Raw genomic sequence first — 13,059 nt, 5'->3', positions numbered from 1 at the left:
AAAGTTAGCATCAAATTCCTTTTTTCTTTCTCTCTTAAGAAACTTCTTTTGACAAAGATTTTTTTTACTTATAATTTATAAAAATAAAAAGAACGATTAATAATCGTTCTTTTATTCGTAAGTTTTCATTTCTTCATCGTAAAAATTCCCAGCCATTTCAATCAATTGCTCTAGTGCATTCGCTAATTCTTGCTCATTTTCATCGGCTATATCTTCAAACCATTCTACACTATCATCTTTTAAATTGATTAAAAACCTAGGATATTCTGTATGTAACACAAAAATATCCTCTGGGTGTTTACTATTGTCTGCTAATAAAAATTTAGGCAACTCCATTCGTATTGTAAATTAATTTTTTTGTCAGTTTATGAAAGCGAATATACAACATTACTGCTGATGCTGTTAAAGAAATTAAAAGCCCTATCCAAATTCCAATTCCTTTTAAGTTCGTATAAATACTCAAGAAATAACAAATAGGAAAACCTATAATCCAGTAAGCTATGAATGTAATTTGCATTGGTATTTTTACATCTTGAATTCCCCTTAGTGCTCCTAAAACAACTACTTGAATACCGTCTGATAATTGGAAAAAACCAGATATAACAATCAATATTTTAGCTGTTTCTATTACTTCTAAATTTTCTACATAAAAGGTAGGTAAAATTCCTTTAAAAGCTATAAATAAAACAGCAAATACAATATCAATCAATATCATTAATAAAAAGATGGATAAAGCTATTCTTCGTAATTCAACAAAATTCTTTAGTCCTTTTTGATTTCCTACTCTTACTGTAGCTGTTACCCCTAAACCTATGGCAATCATAAATGTCATAGATGATAAATTCAGTGCAATTTGATTTGCTGCTTGTGTATTGGTACCAATACTTCCAGCTAAAAAAATACCTGAAGCAAATAAACTTACTTCAAACCACATTTGTAATGCTGTAGGAATTCCTAAATCATATATTTTTTTTAGTACTTTTTTCTGAATGCCTCTCAAAGAAAAACCTTTTATATATTCAGAAAATTCTTTTCTAGTTTTAATCATATATATCATAAAAGCAACCATCATAAAGCGAGAAATTAAGGTTCCAATTCCTGAACCCACTACTCCTAATTCAGGAAACCCAAACTTTCCGTAGATTAAAACATAATTAAAAAACACATTAATTACATTAGCCAATAAAGTTGCTTGCATGGCATACTTAGTAAGCGATAAACCATCGGCAAATTGCTTTAATCCTTGAAAAATCATCAAAGGAATCATGGAATACGCTATTACTGCATAATATGGTTTTGCTAGTTCTACCACTTCTACTGGTTGCTGCATGTAATACATTATAGGTTGAGATATCAGCAATAAAGCACAAACAATAAATCCTAAAATTATAGTTACAAAAACTCCATGCTTAAATATATTTCTCCCTTTAGCAATATCTTTTTCTCCATCTGCTTCTGCTACTAAAGTTGTAATAGAAAAACTATATCCTATTCCTAATGATAAAAAAATAAACATTAATCCGTTTGCTAATGATACAGATGCCAATGGCGCAGCCCCCAACTTACCTACCATTAAATTATCTGCTAGTCCAACTAAAACATGTCCTAATTGTCCTAACATAACAGGATACGCAAGGGTTAAATTCCTTTTAAATTCTGATGTGTAATTTGATAATTTCACAGAATCATTTTTTATTTTTTTGAGGGCACGAAGATAGTTTAAATTGATAGATTTTGACTATTTTTGATTAGAATAAAAACAAAAACAAATGGCTACAGTTACATTAAAAGGCAATGAAATACAAACAAATGGATCATTACCTGAATTAAACTCTAAAGCACCTGATTTTAATCTTGTTGCTACTGATTTATCTCATAAGTCGTTAAAAGATTATGAAGGTAAAAAGCTTATCTTAAATATTTTTCCAAGTGTAGATACGGGTACATGTGCTACATCTGTAAGAAATTTTAATAAAGAAGCTGCCGCTTTAGAGAATACAAAAGTTCTTTGTATTTCTAGAGATTTACCTTTTGCTCAAGGTCGTTTTTGTGGCGCTGAAGGTATTGAAAACGTTGAAATGCTTTCTGATTTTGCTACTGGAGACTTTGGAAAAGATTACGGTTTAGAATTTTCAAATGGTCCTTTAAGCAATTTACACTCTCGTTGTATTGTAGTAATTAACGAAAAAGGTGAAGTTGCTTATACAGAACAAGTATCTGAAATTGTAGACGAACCTAATTACAGTGAAGCTTTAAAAGCTTTATAAATGGGAAAAACAAAAAGTGGATTTGTTAAGAGAAGATTAAAAGGAATTACATATTCTTTTAAAGGTATTCTCATTCTTATTACCACTGAAGATAGTATAAAAGCTCAATTTTTTATTGGGCTTTTTATTACTGTCTTCGGGTTTATCTTTAATATTTCGGCTATTGAATGGATGATTCAATTAACTATTATTGGTGTTGTTTTAGTAGCTGAGGCTTTAAATACTGCTGTAGAAAAAATTGCAGATTTTATTCATCCTGAATACCATAACAAAATTGGAGTTATAAAAGATGTTGCTGCTGGCGCCGCTGGTTTTGCAGCAATAATTTCTATAATTATTGGTTGTATAATATACATTCCAAAAATAATGAACTTATTATCGTAATATTTCTATATTTACAGGTCTAAATTTAACACCGTATATGGCTAAAAAAACAAACACAAAAAAGACAAAAACACCTCAAAAAATCGCCTCAAAATCAGTTATTTCTGATTTTTTAAAAAACAGACAAACGCAAACAGTCTTAGGTGCTTTTTTAGTACTTTTTGCCGTTTTTTTATGTGTTGCTTTTATTTCTTTTTTCTTTTCTTGGCAAGAAGACCAAAGTACATTACATAATTTTGCTAACAGACAAATTAAAACTAAAAACCTTTTAGGTAAAATTGGTTTTAACTTAAGTCATACTTTTATATACAATGGTTTCGGTTTAGCCGCTTTTATAATTCCTTTTTTAACTTTTTTAACTGGAATTAGTTTTTTACTTCAAAGTAGATTAAAAAGTATGGTTGTTCGTTGGAACTGGGGACTTTTTAACATGCTTTGGGTTTCTATTGCTTTAGGTTTTGTTGAAAAAAAGTTTGCCCTATTATCTGGTACTGTTGGTTACGAATTAAATGATTACCTAAGAACTTTTATAGGTAGAACTGGTTTAGCCATAGTGCTAACTTTCTTTTTAATATTATACCTTGTAATACGCTTTAAACTTACGCTAGAAAAAATTAGCGAACGTATTAACGAGAAGAAACAAAATATAGCTACAGCTAAAGCTAATAACACTGTTGTTGCTGAAAAACCTACTAACGATATTAAAGAAGAGGTTAAAACAGTCGTTAAAAAAGAACCAGAAGTTGTTAGCGATGAAGCTAAATCAAACTTTGAAATGTCTGTTAAAAATCTTCAGCCAACCATTAACAAACATTCTGGTGTTGATAATGAAGAAAATAATTTAGAACTAAAAATTACTTCTACAACTGAAAATACAGTTGAAGATACTCCTTTAGAAATAAATTCACCAAGTGAACAAACCTTACAAGAAGTACAAATAGCTATTGAAAAAGTTGAAGAAGAAAAGAGTGTAACCGAAAACATTTCTGATAAATTAGTTCAAGATTTTGGTGAGTTTGACCCTACCCTAGAATTAAGTGATTTCCGTTTTCCTACATTTAATTTATTAAAAGAATACAATGAAAGTATTTCTATAGATCCTGAAGAATTAGAAGCGAATAAAAATCAGATTGTAGAAACTTTAAAGAACTATAAAATTGGTATTGCACAAATTAAAGCTACTGTGGGACCTACAATTACTTTATATGAAATTGTTCCTGAAGCTGGTGTAAGAATATCAAAAATTAAAAACTTAGAAGATGATATTGCTTTATCTCTTGCTGCATTAGGAATTAGAATTATTGCTCCAATGCCAGGTAAAGGAACTATTGGTATAGAAGTGCCTAATAAAAAGCCTACCATAGTTTCTATGCACTCTGCTATCACTTCTAAAAAATTCCAAGAAAGTCAAATGGAATTACCATTGGCACTTGGTAAAACTATTTCTAATGAAACTTTAGTGGTTGACTTAGCTAAAATGCCTCACTTGCTTATGGCTGGTGCTACCGGACAAGGTAAATCGGTAGGTTTAAATGCTATTTTAACTTCACTATTATATAGAAAACATCCTGCAGAAGTTAAGTTTGTTTTAGTTGATCCTAAGAAAGTAGAACTTACTTTGTTCAACAAAATAGAGCGTCATTACTTAGCCAAACTTCCAGATGCTGAAGAAGCAATTATTACTGATACTTCTAAAGTAGTAAATACATTAAATTCTTTATGTATTGAAATGGATAACCGTTATGATTTATTAAAAACGGCCATGGTTAGAAACATTAAAGAATACAATGCTAAATTTAAAGCTAGAAAATTAAATCCAGAAAATGGTCATCAATTTTTACCTTACATTGTTTTGGTTATTGATGAATTTGCTGATTTAATTATGACTGCTGGTAAAGAAGTAGAAACTCCTATTGCTCGTTTGGCACAGTTAGCAAGGGCTATTGGTATTCATTTAATTGTTGCAACACAAAGACCTTCGGTAAATGTAATTACAGGTATTATTAAAGCTAACTTCCCTTCTCGAATTGCATTTAGAGTAACTTCTAAAATTGATAGTAGAACTATTTTAGATGCTCCTGGTGCTGATCAATTAATTGGTCGTGGAGATATGCTTTATTCTGGTGGAAATGACATTACCAGAATTCAGTGTGCATTTGTTGACACCCCTGAAGTTGAAAAAATAACAGATTTTATTGGTTCGCAAAGGGCTTATCCTGAGGCACATTTACTTCCAGAATATGTAGGTGAAGATGCTGGCACAAATGTTGATATAGACATAGCAGACAGAGATAAATTATTTAAAGACGCAGCAGAAATAATTGTAACCGCTCAACAAGGTTCGGCATCGTTATTGCAACGTAAACTGAAATTAGGTTACAATAGAGCTGGTAGAATTATAGATCAGCTTGAAGCTGCAGGAATTGTTGGTCCTTTTGAAGGAAGTAAAGCTCGTCAAGTATTAGTACCTGATTTTATGGCTTTAGAACAATTATTAGAAAATGAGAAAAATAACTAAGAATATACAACGGTAAATATGAAGAAAATAACATTATTTTTAGTAGGATTATTAGTAAGTCTACATATCAATGCGCAATCATCATCTCAAAAAGCAAAATCTTTATTAGATGAGGTTTCAACAAAAATGGGAGCGTATGAAAATATGAGTATCGGATTTAATTCAACTTTAGTAAATAAAGAAGCTGGTATTACCAATGATCCTCCAATTAGAGGAAATATTACATTAGCTGGAGAAAAATATAACTTAAACTACTTAGGTAATAACTTTGTTTTTGATGGTAAAAAATTAGTAGTAATTAATACTGAAGAAAAAGAAGTTACAATTACCAGTGGAGATGTTGAAGAAGATGACGGTTTTATCTACCCTTCTAAATTACTTACTTTTTATAAAGAAGGATATAATTATGAAATGGGTAACTTAAAAAATAATAACGGTAGAAAAGTACAGTATGTTAACTTAACTCCTATCGATAGTAATTCTGATATTGTAAAAGTACAATTAGGAATAGATGCTAAAACTAAACACATTTATAAATTAGTTCAAATAGGTTCTAACGGTACTGAAACTACTTTTACCATTACTAAATTTAAAAGTAATCAAGCTATTTCTGAAAACTTGTTTGCTTTTGATCGTAACAAGTACGAAAAATTAGGATACTTAATAGACTAATTCTAAAATAGAATCAAATCAAAAAGCCTCAACAAAATTGTTGAGGCTTTTTTAATTATGTTGGGGGAAACTAAAATTACTTTCTGATAAAACACTTTAAACTGGCGGCAAAAATATTTAATAATTTAATCTATCCATCCCCTGAAAACAGGGATATTCTATTCTAAATTCTTACCATTTCAAATCATTAAGAAATACACAAATCATTCTCTTTTTGAACTAATTTTTCTATTAACAAAACTTTTTTAATTTTTACACATAAGCTTACTACCTTTGCATTGATGAAAACATTGGACAAATACATATTAAAGAGTTTTTTAATACCCTTTTTAGCTACCTTTTTTATTATTCTTTTTGTACTAGTTATGCAAGCTCTTTGGCTTGCTTTTGACGATTTAGCTGGTAAAGGAATAAGTTTGTCAATCATTTTAAAGTTCTTGTGGTATACAACTCTTTTTGTTGCCCCTCAAGCACTTCCTATCGGAGTTTTACTTTCTTCAATAATGACCTTAGGTGGTTTATCTGAAAGGTATGAATTTGCAGCTGCTAAATCTGCTGGAATTTCTTTACAAAGAATGGTACGCCCATTAGTTGTATTTGCTTTGTTTATGAGTGCTTTGAATTTTGTTTTTTTAGATTATGTATATCCATATGCCATTTTAAAACAAATTAATTTAAAACTTAATATTCGAAAGAAACAACCTGCCTTAGCTTTAGTACCAGGTAGTTTTAATGGAGATATTCCTGGTTATCAAATAAAGTTTGATGAAAAATATGGTGAAGAAGGAAATTTATTAAAAAATGTTCTTATTTATGATTTGTCTTCTAAAAAAGGTAATAATAAAATAATCACAGCAAAAAATGGAGAATTAATTTCTGAAGAAGGAAGTAAATACATGACCTTAAAACTATCTAATGGTCATTTCTTCGAGCATCATGTAAATAATAAAACTTCATTAAAAGAACGCAAAAGAATGAAAGCCTCTTATGCCGATTTTGATGAATACACTTTAAACATTGATCTATCTGCTTTAAGTAAAGGCGACCTTGATGAAATTAAGTATAAGAACAACTTTAACATGCTTAGTTTGGCTCAACTAAAAGATACTATGCCTAAATTAAAGCAAACTTATGATGAATATGTAGAATCTAGAGCAAGAAGTTTGTATGTAAATACAAAAGCTAATAAACTATATCAATATCCAGATTCTCTGATTAATAAAGAAGTTGACACTGTTATTCTAAATAACTTCGATATAAAAGTTCAAAAAGAAATTGTTAATTCAGCTATTTCAAAATTAGATAGAACAATTAATAATTTCAAATCAAATAAAAACACTTTCAAGTTTAAACGTAAAGTAGTTAATCTTTATGACGTTGAATTTTACAATAGAATTGCTTTCTCTTTGTCCTGTTTACTGCTATTTTTTATAGGAGCTCCTTTAGGCTCTATTATTAGAAAAGGTGGTATGGGATTCCCAATGATTTTAGCAATTTCTATTTATGTTTTATACTACTTTACTAATACTTTTGGTAGAAACATGGCAGAAGAAAGTACTATATCAGCTATCGTTGGTTCTTGGTTAGCTATTGTTTTTATGCTTCCACTTGCTATTATTTTAACTACCAGAGCTACACAAGATAAAGGTTTGTTTGATATAAATAGTATCTTTGCAAAACCTAAAAACTTTTTTAAGAAGATATTCTCTAAGAGAGATGAAAAATTAAATTCATGACAACTGAAACAAAACCAAAAATACAACTAAACACAATACAAGAAGCCATTAATGATATTCGCAATGGTAAAGTTATCATTGTTGTTGATGATGAAGATAGAGAGAATGAAGGAGATTTTATTGCTGCCGCTGAAATGGCTACTCCTGAAATGATTAATTTCATGGCAACTCACGGTCGTGGTTTAATATGTACTCCTTTAACAGAAAAAAAATGTAAGGATTTAGAGCTTGGTATGATGGTTAATAACAATACCGACCCTATGGAGACTGCTTTTACAGTTTCTGTAGATTTAAGAGGTAATGGAGTCACAACTGGTATTTCTGCCGGAGACAGAGCTAAAACCATAAATGCTTTAGTTAGTAATGATACTAAACCTTTTGATTTAGCAAGACCTGGACATATTTTTCCATTAAAGGCAAAAGAAGGTGGTGTATTAAGAAGAACTGGTCACACAGAAGCTGCTATTGATTTTGCTCGTTTAGCTGGATTACAACCTGCAGGAGTTATTGTTGAAATAATGAATGAAGATGGAACAATGGCGCGTCTACCTCAATTAGTAGAAGTTGCTAAAAAATTCGATCTTAAAATCGTTTCTATTGAAGATTTAGTTGCCTACAGAATGGAACATGATTCTTTAATAGAAAAGAAAGAAGATTTTACTATTCAAACTCGATTTGGTGATTTTAGGTTACGTGCTTATCAGCAAACTACAAACAACCAAGTTCATATTGCTTTAACTAGAGGTACTTGGAGTAAAAATGAATCTATTTTAACTAGAATTAATTCAACACTTGTTAATAATGACATTTTAGGTACTTTAACCAACGATGCTGATAAAAAGCTAGATAAAATGTTTAAAGTTATTAATGATGAAGGTCGTGGTGCTATTCTTTTTATAAATCAAGAAAACAAGTCTTTAAACTTATTAAATAGATTAAAAGGTTTAAAAGAGAATCAAAAAACTGGTGAAATAAAGGCTCCAAGAATTACAATGGATAACAAAGATTTTGGTATTGGTGCTCAAATTTTACACGATTTAAACATTCATAAACTTCGTTTAATCTCAAATAGTAAACAAGAAAAAAGAGTTGGTATGATCGGCTATGGTTTAGAAATAGTTGACTATGTGAACTTTTAAATTAAAATACTTTTTATAAAAAAGCCTCAGAATTTAAATCCTGAGGCTTTTTTATAAGTTTTAAGCTTATTTATCACAATTTTCACTATTACTACTGTAACACTTATTTTTCTTTCTTAAAAAAGCCTTATTAAGTTTTTTTCTAGACTTTCTTACCATTCGTAATCGTTCTAAAACAGCTTTTTGATCTTTATAACCTTTTCTATCTATAACTTTTGGTTTGGCATTGTCTATTTTTATATTATCTCCATTTACAATGTAGAAATAAGATCTCCTATTTAATTGATGCTCTTCTTCAGAACATTTTTTACTATTTGCATCATCACAATGATTTAATAATTGATCCTCTCCATAACCGATAGCACTCTCTATTCTACTAGGATCTATTCCTCTAGAAATGATAAAGTCTCTTGTAGATTTTGCTCTTTTATCTGATAGTTTTCTATTATAATTCTTATTTCCTCTACTATCAGTATGCGATTCTATTTTAATAATCATACTTGGATGATTATCCATAACCGAAACAATATTCTCTAATTCATACTGTGCGTCTTCACGTATGTGTGATTTATTATAATCAAAATAAATTGGTTTAATTACAATTTGATCTCCAATTATTAAAGGCTCTAAAGCTAAATCTATTTTAAATTCTTTCTTATTCTCTTTTGTTAAAGAGAAATCTTTGCTCACAGCAGATCTATAGTCTTTTTTCTCTGTAAAAATGGTCAAATTATCCTCACCACAATCTAGTTTTTCAAAAGAATATATACCTTTAGAATTGGTTAAAGACTCATTAATAACTGTTCCTGAAATTTTATCTATTAACTTTACAACTGTATTTGGAATAGGCTTTTTAGTAACTGAGTTAGTTACTATACCTTTTACTGATTGATAACATTTTTCATCTTCAGGTAAATCAGAAATATAAAAACTATAAATATCATCATCTCCCTTACCTTTTGATCTATTAGATGTAAAGAAACCTTTCTTTCCGGTATTATTTACATAAAAAGAAAAATCGTCTCTCTTACTATTAAAAGGAAAATTTAAATTAACTACTTTACTAAAAGTTCCGTCATTATATATTTTAGTTTGAAAAATATCTAAAAGACCTAAACCTCTATGTCCATCCGAAGAAAAGAAAAGTATATTTTCATCTGATATAAATGGAAACATTTCTTTTTCTTTTGTGTTTACTGATTTTCCTAAATTTTCTGGTTCACCATATCCTTCCGGAGTTATAGCTACTTTAAAAATATCAGTTTTACCTATAGAACTAGGCATATTAGAAACAAAGTACAATGTTTTCTCATCAACACTCAAAGCAGGGTGCCCTACAGAGTAATCATCACTATTAAATGGTAATTCTTCAATATCTGTCCACGATCCATTAACATTCTCAGCCCTGTAAATCTTTAAGTTTACTGTTTCTTTCTTATCTCTTCTTAATTTTCTTCCATCAAAATTAACTCGTGTAAAGTACATATACTTTCCATCTTTTGTAATCACTGCTGATGATTCATGGAATTTTGTATTCACTGGTGCTGGTAATATTTCTTTTTTAGTTAATTCTAAAACAGTATCAATTTCAGATTCTGGAACAGGTTCTAAATATATTTTAGACTTGTAAATATTTAAAAAAGGTTGATTATTCCACCTGTAAATTCTCTCTCCTCTTGTACCTTTAGGTGCAGATGAAGCATAATAAAAAGTATGATCAAAAAGAAACGCTCCAAAATCAGAGAAAGGCGTATTCGTTTTTAAATTTCTTACATTAATTTTTTTATTACCTCCGTTAAGAAAGTTCTGTAAATTATTCTTTTTATCTAAATACTTTTTCTTCTTTTTGAAAGATTTATCCTTATTTAATACTATAAATAAAGAATCAGATTTCTTTATATTCCCATTACTTCTAAGTACCTGTGCATACTTAAATAAGTAATCAAGATCTTTTTCTTTATACTCCTCTATTAATTTTTGATACCATTTTTCCGCTTCCTGTGTTTTTGAGTTATTATAGTAAGAATCACCTATTCTTGTAACAATGTACTTTGAGGTATCTCCTTTTTCAAAAACAGCTTCATAAATTTTTGCCGATTTATAGTAGGCAAATTCTTCAAAAAATCTATCAGCAACTCTTTTACTCTGTGAAAAAATACTAAGCGAGCAAAAAATTAAAATTAATCTTATTAGTTTATCCATTGATTGCATTATCATTCGGTTCATGCTTTAAAAAAATCTTGGGGATCTAATTCTAGCGTCTTTAAAAATTTCGTATCTAAGTAATACTTCGTGGGTACCTGAATTCACTACATTATAATTAGATGTGGTTAAATCATATGCATATCCAATATGTAATGATTTACTTACTTGTGCTCCCAATAATGCAGCAACAGAATCGTCCCATCTCCATGCAGCACCTAATCTAAACTTTTCGTTGATTAAAAAGTTTGCAGATACATCTATTGATATTGGTGCTCCAAAAACTAATTTTACTAATCCTGCAGGTTTAAACTTAATATTATCATTAAGATCAAAAACATAACCCGCTATTAAGAAATAGTGTAATCTTTCTATTGCTGTTTGTCCAACTGCATTATTTCCATCATAATGTTCTTGTCTTAAAAAGTTTGGAACTGATAACCCCACATACCATTGTGGTTCGTGATAATAAATACCTGCCCCCACAGTTGGTAAAAACTTATTTACAATATTCTGAGCAAAAGTAGGATCTGGTCCATCAATATCAGATCTTCCCAAACTCCAATCAATGTTTAGCAATCTACCTCCTAACTTTAGTCCAAATGCCAAATTTCCTTCTTCTCCAGTTTCTAATGTATAGGATAAGTTACCATCTAAATATGTTTCATGTGAAGGTCCAATTTTATCATTGACCAGGTTTATACCTATTCCTAATCCATTATATCCTATTGGAGAATCATAACTTAAAGTTTGTGTATCAGGAGCACCACTAAGTCCAACCCATTGAGTTCTTCCTAATGCTGTTAATACTGAATGTCCTTTTGATCCTACATAAGCAGGGTTCACAGACATTGTATTTAACATATATTGTGTATAGTGCGGATCTTGCTGTGAAAACATACTTGTAACACAGCTAAGAAACACTATAAAAAGTACTTTTTTTATTATAAATAATTTCATACAAACATTATCCTTTTATCTATTAATATATATCCAACCAGTTTTAACTGCACTACCATCTCCTAAATCAATAACATAATAATATGTACCTACTGGTAATTTATCTAATGTTTTGATCGTTGCTCTTCCATTTGATTCTCCTTCAAATCTCTTAGTAGCATCGTCATTTCTATAACCAAACATTTTGTAAACCGTGTTACCCCATCTGTTAAATATTTCAACAGTATTGTTAGGGAATTTCTCTATACCTGCTATGGTTAAATAATCATTCACTGTATCTCCATTTGGACTAAACTCATTAACTACTGTTATATCCTCTGGCTCTACTGTTATTGTTACCGTTGAAGTTTCACAATTAGGTACTGGGGATGCATTATTACAAACTGTATAAGTAAATGTATCTGTTCCTATGAAATCTTCATTCGGTTCATATGTAACGACATCATCACTCGGATCATCTGGTGTATTGTTTGGATCTGTCACAACTACAACTCCATTACTAGGATCTGAAACAGAGATAGTTCCATCAGAAGGTACTACAATATCATTACCAAAGATATCAATTTCAATTGGGATTTCTTCAATTGTTACAACGATATCATCCTCTGTATCTGGAATTTCAGGTGATTCCACTGTTACCGTAACCGTTGAAGTATCACAATTTGGTGTTGGTGTTACATTGTTACAAACTGTATAAGTAAATGTGTCTGTTCCCGTAAACCCTGAATTTGGTTCATAAGTAATAACATCATCACTTGGATCACTTGGTGTATTATTTGGATCTGTTACTACAACTACTCCATTTGTTCCATTAGTTACACTGATTGTTCCATCTGTTGGTACTACAACATCATTTCCGAATACATCTACATCAACTGGGGTGTTCTCATTCGTACTGACTGTGTCATCTTCTGTATCTGGAATTTCTATTGCTCCTGAAGATTCAACTGTTACTGTCACTGTAGCCGTATCACAATTTGGTGTTGGTGTTACATTGTTACAAACTGTATAAGTAAATGTATCTGTTCCTGTAAACCCTGAATTTGGCTCATAAGTCACAACATCATCACTTGGATCACTTGGTGTATTATTTGGATCTGTTACTACAACTACTCCATTTGTTCCATTAGTTACACTGATTGTTCCATCTGTTGGTATTACAACATCATTTCCAAATACAT

At 30.1% G+C, this 13,059-nt stretch carries 11 protein-coding genes; 6 read left to right on the top strand and 5 right to left on the bottom strand.

Annotated features, from left to right (window positions below):
- Nucleotides 1-111 precede the first annotated feature (111 nt).
- Nucleotides 112-336: a hypothetical protein gene (locus tag EYW44_RS20815; protein WP_132727425.1), complete on the bottom strand. Its 225-nt coding sequence runs from the start codon at nt 334-336 to the stop codon at nt 112-114.
- Complete coding sequence (locus tag EYW44_RS20810) at nt 323-1,681, bottom strand: MATE family efflux transporter (protein ID WP_132727422.1); 1,359 nt, start codon at nt 1,679-1,681, stop codon at nt 323-325. Before EYW44_RS20810 ends, EYW44_RS20815 begins: the two co-directional genes overlap by 14 nt.
- Before the next feature lie 88 nt (nt 1,682-1,769).
- On the opposite strand from EYW44_RS20810, the gene tpx reads away from it, so the two are divergent.
- From tpx to ribB, 6 genes are all read left to right on the top strand, one after another.
- The gene (gene tpx / locus EYW44_RS20805; RefSeq protein WP_132727419.1) at nt 1,770-2,267 is read left to right on the top strand and encodes a thiol peroxidase; all 498 of its coding nucleotides are present in this window, start codon (nt 1,770-1,772) and stop codon (nt 2,265-2,267) included.
- Nucleotides 2,268-2,651 (top strand): diacylglycerol kinase, encoded by a 384-nt coding sequence (locus EYW44_RS20800; RefSeq protein ID WP_132727416.1) that lies wholly within the window; start codon nt 2,268-2,270, stop codon nt 2,649-2,651.
- Between the two features lie 37 nt (nt 2,652-2,688).
- Nucleotides 2,689-5,169, top strand: coding sequence for an FtsK/SpoIIIE family DNA translocase (locus EYW44_RS20795; RefSeq protein ID WP_132727413.1), 2,481 nt, complete (start codon nt 2,689-2,691; stop codon nt 5,167-5,169).
- Nucleotides 5,170-5,187: 18 nt separating this feature from the next.
- Nucleotides 5,188-5,841, top strand: a complete 654-nt coding sequence (locus EYW44_RS20790) for a LolA family protein (RefSeq protein WP_132727410.1) — start codon at nt 5,188-5,190, stop codon at nt 5,839-5,841.
- A gap of 281 nt (nt 5,842-6,122) precedes the next feature.
- Nucleotides 6,123-7,577: an LptF/LptG family permease gene (locus EYW44_RS20785; protein WP_132727407.1), complete on the top strand. Its 1,455-nt coding sequence runs from the start codon at nt 6,123-6,125 to the stop codon at nt 7,575-7,577.
- Entirely contained in the window at nt 7,574-8,716 is a 1,143-nt protein-coding gene (gene ribB, locus EYW44_RS20780; RefSeq protein ID WP_132727404.1) for a 3,4-dihydroxy-2-butanone-4-phosphate synthase, read from the top strand. The genes EYW44_RS20785 and ribB overlap by 4 nt, the downstream gene beginning before the upstream one ends.
- 66 nt (nt 8,717-8,782) lie before the next feature.
- Here the strand turns inward: ribB and EYW44_RS20775 are convergent, their stop codons facing one another.
- From EYW44_RS20775 to EYW44_RS20765, 3 genes are all read right to left on the bottom strand, one after another.
- Entirely contained in the window at nt 8,783-10,918 is a 2,136-nt protein-coding gene (locus EYW44_RS20775) for an OmpA family protein (protein ID WP_132727402.1), read from the bottom strand.
- Nucleotides 10,919-10,945: 27 nt separating this feature from the next.
- Nucleotides 10,946-11,878 carry a PorP/SprF family type IX secretion system membrane protein gene (locus EYW44_RS20770; RefSeq protein ID WP_132727399.1) on the bottom strand — a complete coding sequence of 311 codons (933 nt, stop codon included), beginning with the start codon at nt 11,876-11,878 and terminating at the stop codon, nt 10,946-10,948.
- Between the two features lie 15 nt (nt 11,879-11,893).
- Nucleotides 11,894-13,059: gliding motility-associated C-terminal domain-containing protein (locus EYW44_RS20765; RefSeq protein ID WP_132727396.1), on the bottom strand; the 1,166-nt coding region annotated here is incomplete at its 5' end.

Source organism: Tenacibaculum sp. M341, from assembly GCF_004337695.1.
In the GTDB taxonomy this organism is placed as follows: domain Bacteria; phylum Bacteroidota; class Bacteroidia; order Flavobacteriales; family Flavobacteriaceae; genus Polaribacter.
The sequence above is the reverse complement of the archived record's forward strand: the minus strand, read 5'-3'. Positions and strand labels throughout refer to the sequence as shown.